Annotated in this window: 16 protein-coding genes; 14 read left to right on the top strand and 2 right to left on the bottom strand. The window is 61.6% G+C overall.

Annotation, left to right across the window (positions count from 1 at the left end):
• From KRX51_RS07910 to KRX51_RS07890, 5 genes are all read left to right on the top strand, one after another.
• On the top strand, nucleotides 1-237 hold a 237-nt coding region (locus tag KRX51_RS07910; RefSeq protein ID WP_218362582.1), incomplete at its 5' end, for a 2-oxo acid dehydrogenase subunit E2.
• 85 nt (nucleotides 238-322) lie between these two features.
• On the top strand, nucleotides 323-1,024 hold the full coding sequence (gene lipB, locus KRX51_RS07905) for a lipoyl(octanoyl) transferase LipB (RefSeq protein WP_218362581.1): 702 nt from the start codon (nucleotides 323-325) through the stop codon (nucleotides 1,022-1,024).
• 10 nt (nucleotides 1,025-1,034) lie between these two features.
• Nucleotides 1,035-2,129: a lipoyl synthase gene (gene lipA, locus KRX51_RS07900; protein ID WP_218362580.1), complete on the top strand. Its 1,095-nt coding sequence runs from the start codon at nucleotides 1,035-1,037 to the stop codon at nucleotides 2,127-2,129.
• A 73-nt stretch (nucleotides 2,130-2,202) separates the two neighbouring features.
• Entirely contained in the window at nucleotides 2,203-2,988 is a 786-nt protein-coding gene (locus tag KRX51_RS07895) for a DUF4191 domain-containing protein (protein WP_218362579.1), read from the top strand.
• Between the two features lie 106 nt (nucleotides 2,989-3,094).
• Entirely contained in the window at nucleotides 3,095-4,717 is a 1,623-nt protein-coding gene (locus KRX51_RS07890; RefSeq protein WP_218362578.1) for an aspartate:alanine exchanger family transporter, read from the top strand.
• Here the strand turns inward: KRX51_RS07890 and KRX51_RS07885 are convergent.
• Nucleotides 4,714-5,235: an RDD family protein gene (locus KRX51_RS07885; RefSeq protein WP_218362577.1), complete on the bottom strand. Its 522-nt coding sequence runs from the start codon at nucleotides 5,233-5,235 to the stop codon at nucleotides 4,714-4,716. The genes KRX51_RS07890 and KRX51_RS07885 overlap by 4 nt on opposite strands.
• A gap of 161 nt (nucleotides 5,236-5,396) precedes the next feature.
• Here KRX51_RS07885 and glnA (KRX51_RS07880) point away from each other — a divergent pair, with 161 nt between their 5' ends.
• The 8 genes from glnA (KRX51_RS07880) to KRX51_RS07845 all read left to right on the top strand — a co-directional run bounded on the left by glnA (KRX51_RS07880) (nucleotide 5,397) and on the right by KRX51_RS07845 (nucleotide 17,437).
• Nucleotides 5,397-6,833 carry a type I glutamate--ammonia ligase gene (gene glnA, locus KRX51_RS07880; RefSeq protein WP_218362576.1) on the top strand — a complete coding sequence of 479 codons (1,437 nt, stop codon included), beginning with the start codon at nucleotides 5,397-5,399 and terminating at the stop codon, nucleotides 6,831-6,833.
• 191 nt (nucleotides 6,834-7,024) lie between these two features.
• Nucleotides 7,025-8,698, top strand: a complete 1,674-nt coding sequence (locus KRX51_RS07875; RefSeq protein ID WP_218362575.1) for a thiamine pyrophosphate-binding protein — start codon at nucleotides 7,025-7,027, stop codon at nucleotides 8,696-8,698.
• A gap of 219 nt (nucleotides 8,699-8,917) precedes the next feature.
• Nucleotides 8,918-10,354: a type I glutamate--ammonia ligase gene (gene glnA, locus KRX51_RS07870; protein ID WP_218362574.1), complete on the top strand. Its 1,437-nt coding sequence runs from the start codon at nucleotides 8,918-8,920 to the stop codon at nucleotides 10,352-10,354.
• A gap of 682 nt (nucleotides 10,355-11,036) precedes the next feature.
• Complete coding sequence (locus KRX51_RS07865; RefSeq protein ID WP_218362573.1) at nucleotides 11,037-12,194, top strand: tyramine oxidase subunit B; 1,158 nt, start codon at nucleotides 11,037-11,039, stop codon at nucleotides 12,192-12,194.
• 139 nt (nucleotides 12,195-12,333) lie between these two features.
• A complete protein-coding gene (gene glnA / locus KRX51_RS07860) occupies nucleotides 12,334-13,743 on the top strand; it encodes a type I glutamate--ammonia ligase (RefSeq protein ID WP_218362611.1) in 1,410 nt (469 codons plus the stop codon).
• Between the two features lie 83 nt (nucleotides 13,744-13,826).
• A complete protein-coding gene (locus tag KRX51_RS07855) occupies nucleotides 13,827-15,035 on the top strand; it encodes an MFS transporter (RefSeq protein WP_218362572.1) in 1,209 nt (402 codons plus the stop codon).
• Nucleotides 15,036-15,158: 123 nt separating this feature from the next.
• Nucleotides 15,159-16,871, top strand: coding sequence for a neocarzinostatin apoprotein domain-containing protein (locus KRX51_RS07850; protein ID WP_218362571.1), 1,713 nt, complete (start codon nucleotides 15,159-15,161; stop codon nucleotides 16,869-16,871).
• Between the two features lie 32 nt (nucleotides 16,872-16,903).
• On the top strand, nucleotides 16,904-17,437 hold the full coding sequence (locus KRX51_RS07845) for a hypothetical protein (protein ID WP_218362570.1): 534 nt from the start codon (nucleotides 16,904-16,906) through the stop codon (nucleotides 17,435-17,437).
• 70 nt (nucleotides 17,438-17,507) lie between these two features.
• Here KRX51_RS07845 and thrC read toward each other — a convergent pair whose 3' ends face one another.
• Entirely contained in the window at nucleotides 17,508-18,953 is a 1,446-nt protein-coding gene (gene thrC / locus KRX51_RS07840) for a threonine synthase (protein WP_218362569.1), read from the bottom strand.
• 123 nt (nucleotides 18,954-19,076) lie between these two features.
• On the opposite strand from thrC, the gene KRX51_RS07835 reads away from it, so the two are divergent.
• Nucleotides 19,077-20,351, top strand: coding sequence for a nitrate/nitrite transporter (locus KRX51_RS07835; RefSeq protein ID WP_370625070.1), 1,275 nt, complete (start codon nucleotides 19,077-19,079; stop codon nucleotides 20,349-20,351).
• The last annotated feature ends 9 nt before the right edge of the window (nucleotides 20,352-20,360 follow it).

Below are 20,360 nucleotides of genomic sequence, written 5' to 3'. Positions count from 1 at the left end.
ACTGACACTCCGATTCTGGTGCCGCCGCAGGCAGCCATGATGGGTACCGGCGCCATCCGCAAGCGCCCGGTTGTTATCACCGACCACGATGATGACTACGTCGGCGTGCGCGCCATGGCCCTGCTGCCGCTGACCTACGACCACCGCCTGGTCGACGGCGCAGACGCCGGCCGCTTCATGACCACCATCGTGGACCGCCTGCAGAAGGCGGACTTCATGGAGGACCTGGAGCTTTAAAAAAGCACCACCGTCGGCCCGGACATTGACCTCGTCAGTGTCCGGGCCGACACTCATTTCAGCACCTGTCTTGAGAGTAGAAACCATGACCACTACCGGTTCCATCCGCGCACACCAGGCACCGATTGCTATCAGTGACCTCGGCACAGTCGACTATGAGCAGACCTGGCACCGCCAAGCCGAGGCAGCCACCCGCGTGGCAGCCGGAGACATCCCGGACCAACTGTGGCTCCTGCAGCACCCGGCGACCTACACCGCCGGCAAACGCACCGAGCCTGAGGACCGCCCCCAGGACGGCACGCCTGTTGTGGATGTTGACCGCGGCGGCCGAATCACCTGGCACGGCCCGGGCCAGCTGGTGTGCTACCCCATCGTCAAACTGCGCGAGCCGCTCGATGTGGTCGATTATGTGCGCCGCATTGAAGAGGCGATTATCCACGTGGTCGCAGAAGCCGGTCTCCCCCAGGCTGGCCGGGTCGAGGGCCGCTCCGGGGTGTGGTTGCCCCCGGAGGCCACCGAGTCCACCATCTTGCCGGCCCGCAAGATTGCCGCCATTGGTATCCGCGTCACTCGCGGCACCACTATGCATGGGCTGGCCCTGAATTGTGATTGCAGCCTCGATGCCTACGAATCGATCGTGCCGTGCGGCATCGCTGATGCGGGCGTGACGAGTCTTAGCGCGGAGCTGGGGCGCACGGTGCCTGTTTCCGAGGTTCAGCAGGCAATGGCCGACGCTGTCGTCGCTGCTTTGGAAGGCACTCTGCCAGTCGCCCCGCATGGCTTGTAGGGTGGTCACCATGCCACCAGCACCCAATGGCCGCCGCATGCTGCGCATCGAAGCTAAGAATGCGCAAACGCCGATCGAACAGAAGCCGGACTGGATTCGCACAACCGCGAAGAACGGTCCGGAGTATCAGGAGATGAAAAACCGCGTCTCCGGCGCTTCCCTGCACACTGTGTGCCAGGAAGCGAACTGCCCGAATATGTTCGAGTGCTGGGAGTCGCGCGAGGCGACCTTCCTCATTGGTGGCGGCAAGTGCACCCGCCGTTGTGATTTCTGCAATATCGCCACCGGTAAGCCGGAGGCCCTGGATAAGGATGAGCCACGTCGGGTGGCTGAGTCTGTCCGCGAGATGGGGCTGCGTTATGCGACTGTCACCGGTGTGGCCCGCGATGATCTTGCCGACGGTGCTTCCTGGCTGTACGCGGAGACCTGCCGCCAGATTCACGAGCTCAATCCGGGTACCGGTGTGGAGCTGCTGGTCGATGATTTCCGTGGCGACGGTTCTGCCGCCGAGGCAGTATTCGAGGCCAAGCCGGAGGTATTCGCGCACAATATTGAGACTGTGCCGCGTATTTTCAAGCGCATTCGGCCGGCGTTCCGTTATGAGCGCAGCCTGGAGATGATCAATGCTGCCCGTGAGGCTGGGATGGTCACCAAGTCCAACCTGATTTTGGGTATGGGCGAGCAGCGCGAGGAAATTATCGACGCGATGCATGACCTCAACGAGTCCGGCTGCGACATCCTCACCATCACCCAGTACCTGCGCCCAAGCCCGATGCACCACCCCATCGATCGTTGGGTCAAGCCTGAGGAGTTCGTCGAGCTGTCCAATATTGCCCATGAGATGGGCTTCGCTGGGGTCATGGCTGGCCCCCTGGTGCGTTCTTCCTACCGTGCTGGCACGCTTTACGCCCGCGCGTTGAAGGCCCGTGGTGAGCAGTTGCCGGAGCACCTGGCTGCTCTCGGGGAGGGGAATGACACCATGCTGCAGGAGGCTTCCAGCGTGTTGGAGAAGTTCGGCCAGTCGAAGAATGCCGAGGTTGCTGCTTTCAAGCCGCGTCTGGCGCGGCGTGCTGATGAGCGTCGGCAGCGCACTAAGGCTGGCTAGCTTGCCGACGCACTGGGCGCGCCCGGTGGGCTAAGCCCTGTCTGGTGTGGGCTATGCCCTAAACTTGGGCCTCATGGCGAATAAAGGCGATGTCAAGGCCGTAAAGAAGGCCCAGCGTGAAGCGAAGCGCGCCAAGCGCAAGCAGACCTGGGGCCAGATGAAGCAGGCGTTTGTTCTGCTCAAGGGTCGCGATAAGTGGCTTATCCCCCTGCTCATCGCTGCCTTTGTGGTCCCCATTGTGCTGCTATTGCTCATTGGTGTGGCACTTGGCGGATTCTGGGCGTGGATTCTGCCCATTATGGGTATTCCGCTGGGCGTGACCGCGGCGATGTGGCTTTTCTCCCGGCGACTGCAAAATAGCTTCTACGCCGAGGCTGAGGGCCAGGCCGGTGCTGCGGCGTGGACTTTGGACAATATGCGCAGCGGCGTTGGTATCACCTGGAATGTGAAGACTGGTGTGGTTGCCAACCAGCATATGGATGCTGTGCACCGTGTCGTCGGTAACCCGGGCATTGTGCTCGTCGGTGAGGGCGATGAGGACCGGGTGCGCAAGATGATGGCCAAGGAGAAGCGTGCCTTGGCCCGTATCGTCGGCGAGACCCCGATTTATGAAGTGATGTCCGGTTCTGAAGAGGGCCAGGTTCCGCCGAAGAAGCTGCAGCGTGAGCTGCTGCGTTTCCCGCGTAACTACAATAAGGATGAAGCTAACGCCCTGGCGACGAAGCTGCAGACCATGGACGCAAACCGGGATGCCCGCGCTAATTTGCCGAAGGGCCCGCTGCCGGGCGGTGGCGCCCAGAATATGGCGGGCATGAACCGTAAGGCGCGGCGGGCAGCGCAGCGGAAGAAGCGCTCCTAGCCGCCCCGATACTCTTCGACACCAAAAATAACTGCACGTCAGGTGCGGTTCCAGCGCCTACTGGCCAACTACGCCGGTAGGCGCTTGTTGTGTCACTATGGGGTATGTGAGCATCCTCGTAGAAAATCAGCTTCTGGCGCTCCTGGTGATCATGGGGCTCGGGATTGCCATCGGGCATATTAACGTCGGTGGCCTGCGGCTTGGTGTTGCCGCAGTGCTGTTCGTCGGTATTGGTTTCGCCACCGTCGAACCGGCTATTGAGCTTCCCTCGATCGTCTTCATCATCGGCCTGGCCCTTTTCGTGTACACGATTGGTCTCGAGGCCGGGCCTGATTTTTTCCACAATCTGCGAAGTACCGGCTGGCGGCATAATCTGTTCGGCATAGGTGTGCTCACCGTCGTTGCTGCTGAGGCTTTTCTTTTCATTCACCTCTTAGGCGTTAAAGGGGTCGAGGGTGTGGGCACCTATGCCGGTGCGGTGACAAATACCCCGGCCCTGGCTGCGGTGGTCAACTCGTTGCCTTCGTTGGTCCGTGATGAGGCAGAGCAGGCCTCCCTGGCCGCTATGCCTGTGGTGGGGTATTCGCTGGCCTACCCCATTGGTGTTCTGGGCATCATTTTCTCCATCGGCATCTTGTCGAAGGTTTTCCGCGTCGATAATGACCAGGAAGCGTTGGACGCCGGGATGGCGAACCTGCCGCTGCATACGCGCCGCATTAAGGTCACGCAGGCTGACCGGCTGCCGAATATTGGCCATATGCCGCGTGCTTTGGGCATCGAGTTTTCGGTGTCTCGTATTGAGCACAAGGGCAAGCTGTATGTGCCTACTGCCGGCGATACCGTGGAAAACGATGACATCATTTCTGTCGTCGGCACTGAGGAAGATATTGAGCTGGCGGCCACCGATATCGGCGAGCTTTTGCCCGGTGATCCCACTGCGGATGGGCGCCTGGAGTTCCGCCGTATTTTCGTTTCTTCTGATCAGGTCTGTGGTGTGCCGTTGTCGGAGTTGCACGCCCAGATGGAGGGCATGGTCATCACCCGGGTGCGCCGCGGTGACCTGGATGTGGTGGCGTCGCCGGGGATGAAGCTGGAGCTCGGCGATCGTGTGCGTGTTGTTGCTAGCCCGGGGCAGATTAATCAGGCCACGAAGTTCTTTGGTGACTCCTACAAGAGGCTTTCCGACGTCAACCTCTTGCCGATGGTGTTGGGCCTGACCTTGGGTGTGCTGATCGGCATGATTGAGGTGCCGATGCCCGGTGGTGTGGGCTTGAAGCTCGGTTCTGCCGGTGGTCCGCTGGTGGTGGCTTTGGTGCTCAGCGCACTGGGCCGTACTGGCCCGCTGGTGTGGCCGATTCCCTACTCGGCGAACTTGGCTTTCCGGCAGGTGGGTCTGGCCCTGTTCTTGGCCGGTATCGGCACTACTGCTGGCGCGGGTTTCAAGGAGGCGCTTGGGGACCCAGCGTCCTTAACGGTGCTGGGCTTGGGCACGATTATTACGCTGACGACGTCGATGCTGACCCTGATTGTCGGCTATAAGGTGCTGCATATTCCGTTCGGCCAGGTCTCTGGCATCCTCGCTGGCTTGCAGACGCACCCGGCGGTGTTGACCTATGTGACTGACCAGACCCGCAATGAGTTGCCGGCGCTGGGGTACACGACGGTCTACCCCATGGCGATGATTGCGAAAATCATCCTTGCCCAGGGGCTTCTTGTCTTACTTGTTTAGCGCACGCGGATAACGGTGGTGCCGGTGGCGCGGTCATGCATACCGCGCAAGTCGGTGTCCTGGATGACCGGTGGCAGCAGCAACAGGGTCAAAAATGTGCGCACGGCGGCGCGCCACAGGCCGACGCGGCGTTCGGGGTGGTCGACTCGGGCGACCCCCATGCCTAGCAGCATATGGCCGGGGGTGCGGGCGAAAAGCCATCCGGTGATGGTGCCCAGGAAGAAGAAGATGAAGAACGTCCAGGTCGCCACGAAGGACTGCCAGGCGATGAAGGGGTCCCCGTATTGCGCCACCTGCGCCGGGTCGGGCCCGAATAGTGGGTAAAACAGCGATGTCAACAGCACGCTGATAACCCAGTCGATCAGAAGAGCGCCGACGCGGCGCCCCAGGGAGGCCTGGGAGCCCGCGCCGTTACGGGACAGGCCTAAATCCTGGCCTGGGTATTCCGAGGGGGCGGCGGGGTTTTCCCGTGCGCCACGGATTTCGGGGCCTTCCAACCAGCTTCGCTTCTCAGCCATGTCATTCAGCATAGCTGTCGGCACGCCAACATCAGCCCAGAGCGGTCTCGGTTTTCGTTAGAGTGGTGGGTGGCTGTGGGTTGTACGGCCACCTGCCCCGGCGGGGCGCCCCTGTAACTGTCCGAGCTCCGCTGGCACATCTGCTTATAGGAGCATTCACCGTGGGTTTTCAATCCCCCGAGGACGTAGTCACATTCATTAAGGACGAAAACGTCGAGTTCGTTGACGTCCGGTTCACCGATGTGCCCGGTACTGAGCATCACGTCACCGTGCCCGCTGAGGTATTCGACGTCGACGCGATGGAAGAGGGCCTGGCCTTCGACGGTTCATCGATTCGTGGCTTCACCACCATCGACGAGTCAGACATGACGCTGCTGCCGGATCTGGCTACCGCGCGGCTTGACCCGTTCCGCAAGGCGAAGACCTTAAACGTGCGTTTCTTCGTCCACGATCCGTTCACTTTGGAGCCGTTCTCCCGCGACCCGCGCAATGTGGCACGCAAGGCCGAGGAGTACTTGGTGTCCACCGGCATCGCAGATACCTGCTTCTTCGGCGCTGAGGCCGAGTTCTACGTCTTCGATAACGTCCGGTTCGAGACCGATATCAATCGTGGCTTCTACCACCTGGACTCGGTAGAGGGCTGGTGGAACCGTGGTTCGGAGGAGAACCCGGACGGCACCCCGAACCTGGGCTATAAGACCCGCGTCAAGGGCGGCTACTTCCCCACTGCGCCGTATGACCACTACCAGGATCTGCGCGATGAGATCTGTAAGGAACTTGCTTCGGCTGGTTTCGAGCTTGAGCGCGCCCACCATGAGGTTGGCACCGGCGGCCAGATGGAGATCAACTACAAGTTCAACTCGATGTTGCACGCCGCTGATGATCTGCAGGCGTTTAAGTACATCGTGAAGAACACTGCATGGCGTGCCGGCAAGTCCGCCACCTTCATGCCGAAGCCGCTGGCTGGCGATAATGGTTCGGGCATGCACGCCCATATGTCGCTGTGGGCCGACGGCAAGCCGCTGTTCCATGATGAGTCCGGCTATGGTGGCCTGTCTGATATCGCCCGTTTCTACATCGGCGGCATCCTGGAGCACGCCGGCGCGGTGCTCGCATTCACCAACCCGACGCTGAACTCCTACCACCGCCTGGTCAAGGGCTTCGAGGCGCCGATTAACCTGGTGTACTCCCAGCGCAACCGTTCTGCTGCGGTGCGTATTCCGATCACCGGCGCGAACCCGAAGGCTAAGCGTATTGAGTTCCGCGCCCCGGACCCGTCGGCGAACCCGTACTTCGCTTTCGCCGCGATGATGATGGCTGGTTTGGACGGCATTAAGAACCGTATTGAGCCGCACGCCCCGGTGGATAAGGACCTCTACGAGCTTCCGCCGGAGGAGGCCGAGTCCATCCCGCAGGCCCCGACGTCGCTGGAGTCTGCTCTGGAGTCGCTGCGTGAGGACCACGAGTTCCTGCTGGAAGGCGATGTCTTCACTGAGGATCTCATCGAGACCTACATCGATTACAAGTACGAGAACGAGATTCATCCCGTTCGCCTGCGCCCGACCCCGCAGGAGTTCGAGATGTACTACGACGTCTAGGTCGATTCCGGTGTCACCTGGTGACACCTGATGCTGATGGCCCCGCCGGCGACCCAACCGGCGGGGTCTTTGCATACGCTGCGTAGCCCAAAAGGTGCGCCTCCGGTGTAGTCTTCCCCCGGATATCACGATTTGGCGCCCCCGCTGCCCTTCGGTGCGCCCTGCCCATCATCGCCTCACACAAGGACTCTATGAATAACCCCGCCACTGTCTCCGAGGCTATTGCCGACGTTATTGCCGAACGCGCCAACCATGTTTTTGGTCTCGTCGGCAACGCCAACTCCCATGTTGTGGCCTCCCTGACCCAGCGTGGGTTCCCCTACACTTCGCTTCGCCACGAGATGGGCACCGTCGCCGCGGCTGATGCGTTCTACCGTGCCGGTGGCGGTATTGCTGTGTCCACGACGACTTGTGGTGCTGGCCTGACTAATGCGATGACGTCCCTGGCGGAGGCCCGGGTAGCCCGCATCCCCTTGGTGCATATCACCGGCACCGCCCCCTCGGCTGGTCCGCGTCCCTTCGATATCAACCAGGATGGTCTCATCGAGGCCCTGGATATTCCGATTATTCAGGTCACCGCGGCCTCTGCTGCCGCTGATGCGACCGCCGCCTTCGATCTGGCCGAGGCGACCCGCAGCCCCGTGGTGCTCCACATCCCCTTTGACTTACAAGCAGCCGAGTTGGTGAATCCCCCGGCGGCTAGTGCGGTTGCCTTCCCCACGCAGAATGCTGTTGCCGAGTCGGTGGACCAGGACACTATCGCTGAGCTTGCCGACGCCCTGGCCGGCGCGACTCGCCCGCTGATCATTATTGGCCGCGGTGTCGCCGAGGCGGGCCTGCGCACTGAGGTGGCGGAGTTCATCGATGAGCTCGGGGCGTTGCATATGCACACTGCGATGGCCCGCAATATTGTCGGCGGGCACTGGTGCCTGGGAACTGCCGGCGGTTTCGCCCATAAGTCTCGCCTGCAGTTCACCCAGGACGCGGACCTGGTGCTCATTTTGGGCGCAAGCTTCAACGCCTACCAGGCCCGCGGCGGCAAACTGATGAGCCCCGGCACACCGATTCTGCACGTCCTTGATGAGCCACACCCGGCCTCCCAGTCGGCCAGCACCCGTGTTTTCGGGGATCTGCGCGACGTCCTGCCCAGGCTGCGGGCAGCCACCGTCGGCAAGCTCGACGCGAACCGCCGTACCTGGCGCGATGAGATCGTGGCCACCATGGGGGAACTTCCGCCGGTCGAGGACCCTGAGTTGCACCCGGAATTATTCGGCGAGGCCGGCTCCGATGGGCGCATCGACCCGCGTGCTGCGCTGCGCAGGCTGGATCGGCTCCTGCCCCAGGACCGCACGGTGGTCACCGATGGTGGCCATTTCATTGGTTGGGTGCCGAAATACTTAGACTCCCCGGAACCGGCCGCCCAGATTCTTGTGGGTACGGCTATTCAGTCCATTGGTTTGGGTTTGTCCTCTGCGGTGGGTGCGGCGGCTGCGCGCCCGGATAAGTACACCATCCTGGTCACCGGTGATGGTGGCGGGCTGATGGCCTTGGCGGATCTGGAATCGACGGTGCGCAGCCTAAAGCGCGGTCTCATCATCGTCATGAATGACGCTGCTTATGGCGCTGAGCTGCACCAATACGCCGCCGAGGGCCTGGATACCACGTCGATGACGATTGCTGATGTGGACTTCGCCGCCCTGGGCCGCGCTTTCGGTGCCACCGGCATCACCGTCGGCAAGCCAGCAGATTGGGATGCGGCGCAGCAGACCTTGGCGCAGCATTGCGACGGGGTGTGCCTGCTCGATATCAAGATCAGTCGCACTGTGGTTGCGGACTTTATTGAGGAAATCCTCAAACGCCAGTAACACAAATCCGGCGAACCTTTACATAGGCGCAACATGGGGGATCGGGTCGGGAAACACCGGCTCCTTAAATTTGAGATCAGTTCCTGGCACGGCGCGGCCTAAGCGGCGACGCCGGGGACGCCCTGGGCACCGGCCGCAAGCCGCGACAGTTACGGGGCGCTTGCGGTCGGCCGCCCTTGGCGGAATCCTGCCAGCCCAACATCAATACGAGGAGTCAGCGTGGGTCAGAACACCCCCGAATCCATCCAGAAGCTCATCAAGGACGAAAACGTCGAATTCGTCGACGTCCGCTTCACCGACGTGCCCGGCACCGAGCAGCACGTCACCGTCCCGGCCTCGGCATTCGACGCCGACGCTATGGAGGAAGGTCTCGCATTCGACGGTTCGTCCGTGCGCGGCTTCACCACCATCGACGAGTCAGATATGACGCTGTTGCCGGACCTGGACACCGCGCGGATCGACCCGTTCCGCAAGGCGAAAACCCTGAACGTGAAGTTCTTCGTCCACGACCCGTTCACTCTGGAGCCGTTCTCCCGCGACCCGCGTAACGTCGCCCGCAAGGCCGAGGAGTACTTGGTATCCACCGGCATCGCCGATACCTGCTTCTTCGGCGCCGAGGCCGAGTTCTACGTCTTCGACAAGGTGCGCTTCGCCACCGAGATGAACTCCGGCTTCTACGAGCTGGATTCTGTTGAGGGCTGGTGGAACCGTGGTTCTGAAGAGAACCCGGACGGCTCCGCCAACCTCGGCTACAAGACCCGTATCAAGGGCGGCTACTTCCCCACCGCGCCATATGACCACTACCAGGACCTGCGCGATGAAATGTGCAAGAACCTGGCCGGCGCCGGCTTCGAGCTTGAGCGCGCCCACCATGAGGTCGGCACCGGCGGCCAGCAGGAAATCAACTACAAGTTCAACACCATGTTGCACGCCGCTGATGACCTGCAGTCCTTCAAGTACATCATCAAAAACACCGCCTGGGCCCACGGCAAGTCCGCCACCTTCATGCCCAAGCCGCTGGCTGGCGATAATGGTTCGGGCATGCACGCCCACCAGTCGCTATGGCTTGACGGCAAGCCGCTGTTCCACGACGAGTCCGGCTACGGCGGCCTGTCCGATATGGCCCGCTTCTACATCGGCGGCATCCTGGAGCACGCCGGCGCGGTCTTGGCCTTCACCAACCCGACGCTGAACTCCTACCACCGCCTGGTCAAGGGCTTCGAAGCCCCGATCAACCTGGTGTACTCGCAGCGCAACCGTTCGGCTGCGGTGCGTATCCCGATCACCGGTTCCAACCCGAAGGCCAAGCGCCTCGAGTTCCGCGCCCCGGACCCCTCGGCTAACCCCTACTTCGCGTTCGCCGCGATGATGATGGCTGGTTTGGACGGCATCAAGAACCGCATCGAACCCCACGCCCCGGTGGATAAGGACCTCTACGAGCTTCCGCCGGAGGAGGCCGAGTCCATCCCGCAGGCACCGACCTCGCTGGAAGCCGCACTGTCGTCCTTGGAAGACGATCACGACTTCCTGCTGGAAGGCGATGTGTTCACCGAGGATCTCCTCGAGACCTACATCGGTTACAAGTACGACAATGAGATCGCACCTGTGCGCCTGCGCCCGACCCCGCAGGAATTCGAGATGTACTACGACGTGTAAGTCGTAGCCTCCCTGGCCCCACCGTCCCCGTCTTTGCGGCAGATATTGCCCATTGGCCGGGAGGGTGGGGTTTTTCGGTGCGTGAGTGGGGCGGCTTTAGCGCTGCGTGCGCCGTTTCGCGCGCCGTTTCGTGCGCTGCGTGCGCTGCGTGCGCCCCCCTTCGGCAGATCCGTACCAATTGCGCAGATCCGTACGAAATTTCGCACGGATCTGCGCAATTGGTACGGGTTTGTGCGCGCCAGGCGTCGAGAGCAGCCGGGGGCGGTACTTTTTCGCCGCACCCCTCGGATAGAATGAACACGCTTACCCAGGCCCCATCAGCGGTTTTGCCGCATCCCCGCGTGAGCGGGGCTGGCCCTATGTGTGTATGCGGGTAAGCGTCGTCCCCGCGTGAGCGGGGCTATGCAACGGGTTTTTTGGGCTGGCGCCCACACGCTCTCAGTAGTGCACGCCATGCACCCACAGACCTATTCTGGAATACTTTTGTGTAGGCAAGGCCTGGGGCCCTGCCTGCGAAATAACAGAAGACAGTGACGGCCCACCCTCGCCCGCTCGGGGGTGGACGGGTACCTGGAACCCCCGGAGGCTACCCCGGCGCTACGGCCCCACCTTTCCACCGAGGCCACTGCACGCGACGGAGGCAGTCCCCGTCGCGTGATCCAGAAAGGTTGGGTAAAACCTCGTGACAGGTTTTCCGGACAACCCTCGTATCGATTTTCTTTACCTCAATGAAGAGGACATGGTCGCCGCTGGCGTCGACGACGCCGCCAAGTGCGTGGACTGCATGGAGGAGACGTTGATTCTCCTCGCCGATGGTGACTATCGAATGGCTGGTGCATCGGCTAACTCTCACGGCGCACAGATCAACTTCCCCAAAAACCCCGAGCACCCCGGTATGCCTGCCGATGGCCCGGACCGCCGGTTTATGGCTATGCCCGCCTACCTCGGCGGCCGCTTCGGCAATTCGGGTGTGAAGTGGTACGGCTCCAATGCCGAAAACCGTGACCATGACCTGCCCCGGTCCATCCACGTTTTCGTGCTCAATGACGCCACCACCGGTGCCCCGCTGGCGATTATGAGCGCCAACCTTCTCTCCGCCTACCGCACCGGCGCGGTCCCGGGTGTGGGTGTCAAACTTCTCGCGGTTGAGGACGCGGAAACCGTCGGCATTATTGGCCCCGGTGTGATGAGCCGCACCATCCTGGGCTCTGCGTTGTCGCAGCGCCCCGGTATTCGTACCGTCAAGGTCAAGGGTCGTTCGCCGAAGTCCACGGAAAAGGCGGTGGCGTGGATTCGCGAGACCTACCCGCAGCTTGATGAGGTTCGGGTGGTCGACAGTGAGCAGGAAGCCATTGAGGGCTCTGACATCCTCATTGCCGGCACTTCCACCTCCCCTGATGGCCCCTCGGGCTTCCCCTATTTCAAGCAGGAATGGCTCAAGCCCGGCGCCCTGCTGCTGATGCCTGCAGCTGCCCGCCTTGACGACGATTTCGTCACCTCTGACCAGGCCAATCTTGTTGTTGATTACCGGGGCCTGTACGAGGAATGGTTCAACGAGAACGGCCCGAATGTCACCTACGAGGATCTGCTGGGTATCCCCGGCAACCGCTGGTGGGACATGAAGGAAGAAGGCAGCCTGACTGAGGATCAGATCGTCAATATCGGCGATATCGCCGCCGGCCGGGCACCTGGCCGAGTCAATGATGAACAGATCTTCTGCTACTCCATTGGCGGCATGCCCGTCGAGGACGTCGCCTGGGCGACCGACCTGTACCACGCAGCACAGGAGAAGGGGATCGGCACCACGCTGAACCTCTGGGAAACCCCGCGGCTGGCCTAATACCAACCCCAGCCCTTGCCCTGGCCTGTGCGATACGGCACATCACCAGGGCAAGGGGCGCCGCAGCACTGAATATCAACCGCATACCAGTTCAATCAGGGATTGATTTACCGTGGCTTTTGAAAGCCCGTCTGACATCATGTCGTTCATCAAGGATCAAGGGGTCCGTTGGGTCGACGTCCGCTTCACCGACGTGCCGGGGGTGATGCAACACCTGTCTATTCCTGCGCACCAGTTCGACGAGGACGCCATGGTCGACGGGCTGGCCTTCGATGGCTCCTCGATCAGTGGTTATACCTCGGTGGATAACTCCGATATGAACCTCGTTCCGGATATCTCCACCGCCTATATTGACCCGTTCCGGGAGTCTCCGACGTTGAATATGATGTTCTTCGTCCAGGACCCGCATACTGGCGAAGCTTTTTCCCGCGATCCGCGCAATATTGCACTCAAAGCGGAGAATTATCTCGCTTCTACCGGCATCGCCGATACCTGCTTCTTCGGGTCTGAAGCGGAGTTCTACATCTTCGACCAGGTCCGCTACGACACCACGTCGAACCGTTCCTTCCATGAGGTCGATTCCGTGGAGGGGTGGTGGAATTCCGGCGAGGAACATAATCCGGATGGTTCCCGCAATCTTGGCCATAAGGTGCGCACGAAGGGTGGTTATTTCCCGGTTGCTCCCTATGACCACCTCAATCACCTGCGTGATGAGATCGGTGAAACGCTCGACTCCATTGGTTTCACCGTCGAGCGCGCCCACCACGAGATGGGCTCCGGCGGCCAGCAAGAGGTGAACTATAAGTTCAATACGTTGTTGCATGGTGCCGACGATCTGCAGACCTTTAAGTATGTGGTGAAGAACGTCGCTAAGCGCAATGGCCGTTCAGCGACCTTCATGCCCAAGCCGCTGGCTGGTGATGGTGGCTCCGGCATGCATGTGCACCAGTCCTTGTGGGCAGATGGCAAGCCACTGTTCCACGATGAGGCCGGCTACGGTGGGCTGTCGGATACTGCCCGTTTCTATATCGGCGGTATCTTGAAGCACGCCGGTGCGGTGTTGTCCTTCACTAATCCGACGTTGAACTCGTATCACCGCCTCGTGCCGGGTTTCGAGGCCCCGATCAACCTGGTGTACTCCCAGCAGAATCGTTCTGCTGCGATCCGGATTCCGGTGACCGGCCCGAACCCGAAGGCCAAGCGCATCGAATTCCGCGCGCCGGACCCGTCCGCTAACCCCTACTTGGGTTTCACTGCGATGCTGATGGCTGGCCTCGACGGCATCAAGAACCGCATCGAGCCGCCTGAGCCGGTGGATAAGGATCTCTACGAGCTTCCGCCGGAGGAGGCTAAGGACATACCGACCTTGCCGACTTCGCTGGAGGCGGCCTTGTCGTCTCTGGAAGAGGATCACGAATTCCTCCTCGAGGGCGATGTGTTCACCGAGGATCTCGTCGAGACTTATATCCGGTATAAGCACGATAATGAGATCACTCCGACGCGGTTGCGCCCCACCACCCAGGAGTTTGAGATGTACTACGACGTGTAAAACGTCACCGCTCCGGCGCAGATAACGGCCCGCTGCTGGCACCTCGGTGCGACCAGCGGGCCGTGCTTTGTTTGAATATGCCCATGCGCACTGACGCTTCCTCGACCGGTACTGCCGATACCGCGCGCACTTCTTCTCCCCCATTGCTGCTGATGGCCACGGCCACTGGCCTGTGTGCTGGCGGAAATTACGTCAACCAGCCACTGCTTGCCGAGTTCAGCGCGACCTTTGGGGTGAGTCCGTCTGCGGCTGCTACCACCGTCACCGTCGCGCAGGTGGCCTATGCCATCGGCTTGTTTGTGGTGGTGCCCTTAGGCGACAAGCTTGAGCGGCGGGGCCTTGTTGTGGCCCTGATGGGGCTTACTGCCGCAGGTCATCTCATCGCCGGTGTGGCCCCTGGTTTCGCGGCTTTGGTCGTCGGTATCGCGGTGGCCGGGTTTTTCTCTGTGGCGGCCCAGGTGCTGGTGCCGTTTGCCTCCATGTTGGCGGACCCGAAGGATTCTGGTTCTGCGGTGGGCACGGTGATGTCGGGGCTCCTTGGCGGCATTTTGCTGTCGCGTACTGCATCAGGAATGCTTGCCGACGCTTTCGGCTGGCATAGTTCATACCTTGTTACCGCGGCGATGTTGGTGGCCTGCGCGGTGGCGCTGTGGCGAGTGTTGCCGCGTTCTCGGGTGGAGCAGCCGGAATCGTATCTGCGCACGATGCGTCAGACCGTGCGGCTTTGTATTCGTCATCGGCAGTTGCGGATGCGGTCGGTTATTGCCGCCATTGCTTTCGCCGGGTTTAGTGGTGTTTTCGCCACCATGACTCCCCTGTTGGCGGGCCCGCCGTTTTCTATGAGCGCCGGGATGATTGGTGTGCTTGGCCTGTTGGGCCTGGCTGGGGTATTTGTGGCCACCCCCGCGGGCCGTTTGGTGGACCGCGGCTATGTGGGAATGGCCACAGCTGCCGGGATTGGTCTTCTTGCCCTGGGGTGGTTGTGTTTCAGCTTCGCCGCGACCAGTCTGGCCTGGTTCATTGCTGGTTTTATCCTTGTCGATGTGGGGCTTCAGCTGGTCCATATTGTGTCGATGAACGTGGTGTACGCACTCGCCCCGACCCAGCGTTCTACCGCCAACTCGGTGTATATGACCTGCTATTTCGCTGGTGCGGCTGGTGGTTCAGCCATTGGTGTTGCCGCCTGGGCGGCCAATGGTTGGGCTGGTGTGGTTGTGGCTGGTTGGTGCGCCGTCGGCCTGGTAGCCGCGCTGGGGGCGGTTGAGGCGCTGCTGTACCGCGGGCGGGTCTAGGCGGGGCTTGTGCCCATAGCGTCGGCACAGCCTTCGTATCTGGTTGGCTGCGCGCACACCGTGGTTTAGGCTAGCTTCAGTTGACCTACCATCGAGATGCTTAAAAGGGAGCGAAGCGCGCCTATGTCCCGTCTTCATCATCGGTTCCGCACTCGCGCACTCGGCGCTGTTGCAGCACTGACTCTGATCACCGGCCTTCCTCTGGCCGCCGCTCCCGCCAGCGCCCAGCAGATGCCGGGTAGCTCCTCCGGGTCCAGCGATATGCTGCCCGATCTCGGAAAACTCAATCCGCGCGAGTGGTTGCCGGGCAATGACGAGCCCAATGAGAGCCTCGATATGTCCTTATCGAAGGACACTGGGCTTTCCGACGGTGAGAAGATCACTGTCACTGGTACCGGCTACCGGCCCGGTGATGGCGTGTATATCACCCAGACCATTGAGCGCCCCTCCTCCGGCTACCCGCAGACCTATGGTGAAGCCGTCAAGGTCACCCCGGATGATTCCGGTTCTTTCCGCACCGAACTGCCGGTCGATGTTGTTTTCGGTGAGACTGACTGCCGCGAAGTCAAGTGCTACGTCGCCTCCTTCACCGCCTTCCCCAACCTGGTGGACCGCAGCCAGGATGTGTGGAAGCCGATCTCCTTCGCTGCCGGCGCAACCCCGTCCAGCCCGGCCGGTAACGGTGGCGGGAACGCTGGTAATAGCGGCGGCGGCACCACTGGTGGCTCCGGTGGCGCCACGTCCTCCTCTGGGGCGTCGGTGAGCGTATCGCCCACCACCGACCTCTCCCCCTCCGGGCAGACCGTGCAGGTCTCCGGGCGTGGCTTTAAGACCAGCGGCAACGGCATCTACGTCGGCATCGCCGCGATGGATAATTTCAGCCCCACCAATCAGGACGCCTTCGGCCCTGACACCACGTGGCTTTCCCGCAATAACGGCAAGCTGAACTCCGATGGTTCCTTCTCCATCAGCCTGCCCGTCCAGGCTAAGTTCGGCTCCACCGACTGCATGAAAACCCAGTGCGCCATCTACACCCTGGCCGCACATGGTTCGTCTGACCGTTCCCAGGACACCGCCACCCCGGTGGGCTTCAAGGGAGGTGTCGCCCCGGCTGCTTCGGGCGGTTCCCCGACTGTTTCCGGCTCCACTGGTGGCGGCACCAGCGGCGGTAATTACAGCAATACCGGTTCGGCTGCGACGTCGGACTCGGACAGCTCTGGCAGCACCAACGGCAATATCTCCGTCACCGCCAACCCGACGACTATCAAAGCCTCCGGCAAGACTGCGGTGACTGTTTCCGGTACTGGCTTTGCCACCACGGGCCCCGGCATCTACGTCGGTGTTGCCGAGAAGTCGAAGTTCTCTCATGTCGACGCCACTGTTTTCGGCGACACCAAGTTCATCCGCACCTCCGAGATGAGCGCAAACGGTGCCTGGTCGACCACCCTGAATATCGAAGCGGTCTTCCCCGCCGGTAACTGCATTGATAACCAGTGCGCCATTTTCACCTTCGCCGCCCACGGTTCCTCGGACCGTTCCCAGGACGCAGCGGTCGATATCACTGTTGCCGGCACGAAGGCTGAAAAGGATGCCGCCCGCAAGCGCGCCGCCGAAGAAGAGAAGAAGGCCGCCGATAAGGACCGCAAGCGTGGCTCCATTGACTCCGATGGGGCCGAAGATGTCGATATCGCGCAGGCCAACTCGGTGTCCGGGATGACCGCATTCTGGATTGGTCTGCTCGGTGCCCTCGTCGGCGGCGCCATCGTCGGCCTGGTTGCCTGGCTGTTGGGACGGAAGAAGCACAACGACACCGATACTGCCGACGAAGATATCTAGCCCCTATTCCAACCACGACCCTGGGAGAAAATATGTCCCGCTTGCTGCGCACCACCGGTGCTGTCCTGGCCGTATCCGCATCGCTCATCGCCGTTGGTTGTTCCGACGATAACGCCGAAGAGCAGGCCACTGCGGCCGATTCCGCGGCCACTTCCGCGACCGCTGACTCCGAAGACGGCGCGGTCACGCTTAGTGTCAGCCCCGCCGATGACCTCACCGATGGTGAAGAACTGACCCTCAAACTTTCCGGCCTCGACCCGGAAATGGGCTACTACGTGGCGGTGTGCACCGATAAGACCGAAGGCGATGCCAATGTGCCGGTCTGTCTTGGTGCGCACGGCGAGGAAAATAAGCAACTGTGGCTGACCAACCAGAGCGACTCCGCCACCGAGTCCATCCCGGACGATGGTGCTGTGGTCCTCAAGCTCAGCGCCACCCAGTCCGGCCAGGACATGAATGGTGACGAGATCACCTGTGGTGAAGAAAACTGCTCGGTGAAGGTATTCGGCGACCACCGCAATGGCTTCATCGACGTTGTTGAGGTCCCGATCGAGTTCGACGACTAGGCACCACACTGGGCACAGATCGACAACACCCCGCAGGCAATACCTGCGGGGTGTTGGGGTATCCGGGGAACTACCGCACCTCGGTCTCCGCGATGGACTCGGAGATGAACTTCTTCACCGCAGCAGCATCATTGGGCAGGTCGGTGACGTGCCGGCCGGCATTCATGATGTCGGCGAAACGCTCCGGCACATCCGGCTCCGCGCCGGTGGCCTCGACGATGGTTTCGGAGAATTTCACCGGCAGGGCGGTCTCGAGGCAAATAATGGGGGTGGCGACCTGTTCCCGCAGTCCCTTGGCCACATAAATGCCGTCTGCGGTGTGCGGGTCCACCAGCACGCCTAGGCGCTTATGCAGGTCACCGATGGTGTCTACGCGGTTGGTGTGCGTGGACTTGCCGGACATGAAGCCATGCACCGACGAGGCCTCAGCGAACACGCGCTCCGCGGAGAGCGAGAATCCGCCCTGGGGCACCTTCTCGCCGAACAGTTCCTTCGTCCGCTCAGCATCGCGGCCTAGCAGGTCAAAAATGAACCGCTCAAAATTCGATGCCCGGGAAATATCCATGGACGGCGAGGAGGTGGCCTCAGTCTCCGCCGAGGAACGCACCCGGTAATTGCCGGTGCGGAAGAACTCGTCGAGCACATCGTTTTCATTGGTGGCGACAATGAGGCGGTCGATGGGAACACCCATGGACTTCGCGATATGGCCGGCACAAATATCGCCGAAATTGCCGGTGGGCACCGAGAAACTGACCTGCTCAGTATTGGCCTCAGTCACCCGAATCCAGCAGGAAATGTAGTAGACAACCTGGGCCATCAGGCGGGCCCAGTTGATCGAGTTCACCGCACCGATGCGGTGTTCGCGTTTGAACTCAGCGTCGGCAGATACAGCCTTGACCACGTCCTGGCAGTCGTCGAAGACACCATCGAGGGCGATATTGAAGATATTCGGATCATCGAGGCCAAACATCTGGGCCTGCTGGAACGGAGTCATCCGGCCCGCGGGGGTCAGCATGAACACGCGGATACCGGTGCGGCCACGCATCGCGTACTCGGCCGAAGAACCAGTATCGCCAGAGGTCGCACCCAAGATATTGAGGGTCTGCTGGCGGCGGTCAAGCTCATACTCGAATAGCTCGCCGAGCAGCTGCATCGCCATGTCCTTAAACGCGGCGGTGGGGCCCATCGACAAATGCCCGATATACAGGCCGTCCTCCAGTTCACTGACGGGGACGATCTGTTCATCGGAAAACACCGGGGTGCGGTAGGCCCGGCGCGCAATGGCGTCGATATCGTCAGCCGGAATGTCGTCGATGAATAGTTTCAGCACGTCGGCGGCCAGCGCGGCATAACCATCGTCGGTAAGCAGCTGACGCCATCGGCTCAATGTCGCATCATCAACCTGCGGGTATTCCTGCGGCAGATACAAGCCACCATCGGCGGCAAGTCCACCGAGGAGAATGTCGCAGAAGGAAGCAGGTACGGCCTGGGGGTCCCGAGTTGAAATATAGTCCACGGGTTTAGGGTACTAGCTCCACTGCGCCCTGAGGTGAGCAACGGGTCAAGCACCAACGCGTCGGCTGCGGCAGTACCCTGAATCGGTCGATTGGTTGAACGGCCCAAGGAGGACTGAGCACTGGTGAGCACCACGAGGCGCGCTGGCACCGCCCACCCAGGGCGGGCGCTTACCGTGTGGGGCATGGCGACCGCGCTGTATGTTGTCGCCATCGTCGGCCGTACCTCATTCGGCGTTGCCGGTGTCGAAGCCATCGACCGTTTCCATATCGACGCCTCCCGCCTCGCCGTATTCACCGCGGTCCAGGTCGGTGCCTACGCCTTGGCGCAGATTCCCGCCGGCATGCTCATCGACCGGATCGGGCCGCGCCGCTGCCTTGTTTATGGGGCGCTGGTCATGGCCGCCGGGCAACTCATCCTGGCCCTGGCCACCTCCTACCCCATAGCTATTGCCGCACGCATCCCCATCGGTGCCGGTGATGCCACCGCGTTTCTGTCTGTGATGCGCCTGTTGCCGTTCTGGTTCGATATGCGGCGCACCCCGCTGATGTCCCAGCTCACTGCGGCCCTCGGCCAATCCGGGCAGTTCTTCTCCGCGGTGCCTTTCCTGGCTTTATTGCACGCCACGGGGTGGACTGCTGCTTTCGCCACCCTGGCCGGTGTCGGTGCGCTGGTGGGCGTATTGGCCTGGGTTGCTGTGCGGGACACCCCCGCTGGCACGCTCACTGTCGAGCCGACCCCTATCCTTGGCCGGCTGCGGAAAGTCATCAGTCACCCGGCGTGCTGGCAGGGTTTCTTCACCCACTGGGTGGGCCTGATGTCTATGGGCACGTTCACGCTGCTGTGGGGCATGCCGCTGATGAATCTCGGCCAAGGGTTCACTCCTGCCCAGGCCAGCTCTGTTCTGGTTGCTTTCACCATCGCATCGGTGCTCACGGGGCCGTTTATGGGCATTCTTTCCGCCCGCTTGGGCAGCAACCGGTTCGTCGCAGCTATCAGCTTGCCGACGGTGATGACTGCTGGCTGGATCTGGTTTTTCGCCGCCGACACTCCGCGCGGTATTACCGCCACGACTGTGCTTATCGTGGTCGTCGCTGTGCTGACCCCCGTGGCCAATACTGGATTCGATACGGTGCGTGAACAAGTCGACCGCAGTGTCATCGCGGCCGCTACTGGCCTGGCCAATATGGGCGGGTTTACCGCCACTATGCTCGCCGCCCAAGGTATTGGCCTGCTGCTTGATATCAGTGCCGAGGGCCGGGACTACACCTGGGCTGATTTCCGGATGGCGTTTATTGCCATGGGTGCGGTATGGGCGTTGGGAATGTGCGGGCTGGTAGCGGCTACTGTGCGGGCGCGCAGCACGCACCGTCGGCAAGCAACGGTATTGGAGCCGTAACCAACCGCG

The organism is Corynebacterium sp. TAE3-ERU12 (assembly GCF_019209905.1).
GTDB lineage: Bacteria > Actinomycetota > Actinomycetes > Mycobacteriales > Mycobacteriaceae > Corynebacterium.
This window is presented reverse-complemented; position numbering and strand designations above follow the sequence as displayed.

Coding starts and splice junctions, on each gene's coding strand:
- KRX51_RS07845 (WP_218362570.1), top strand. CDS start 16,904: ATGTCCCGCTTGCTGCGCACCACCGGTGCTGTCCTGGCCGTATCCGCA.
- KRX51_RS07895 (WP_218362579.1), top strand. CDS start 2,203: ATGGCGAATAAAGGCGATGTCAAGGCCGTAAAGAAGGCCCAGCGTGAA.
- KRX51_RS07855 (WP_218362572.1), top strand. CDS start 13,827: ATGCGCACTGACGCTTCCTCGACCGGTACTGCCGATACCGCGCGCACT.
- KRX51_RS07875 (WP_218362575.1), top strand. CDS start 7,025: ATGAATAACCCCGCCACTGTCTCCGAGGCTATTGCCGACGTTATTGCC.
- lipA (WP_218362580.1), top strand. CDS start 1,035: ATGCCACCAGCACCCAATGGCCGCCGCATGCTGCGCATCGAAGCTAAG.
- lipB (WP_218362581.1), top strand. CDS start 323: ATGACCACTACCGGTTCCATCCGCGCACACCAGGCACCGATTGCTATC.
- KRX51_RS07850 (WP_218362571.1), top strand. CDS start 15,159: ATGTCCCGTCTTCATCATCGGTTCCGCACTCGCGCACTCGGCGCTGTT.
- glnA (WP_218362611.1), top strand. CDS start 12,334: ATGTCGTTCATCAAGGATCAAGGGGTCCGTTGGGTCGACGTCCGCTTC.
- KRX51_RS07885 (WP_218362577.1), bottom strand. CDS start 5,235: ATGGCTGAGAAGCGAAGCTGGTTGGAAGGCCCCGAAATCCGTGGCGCA.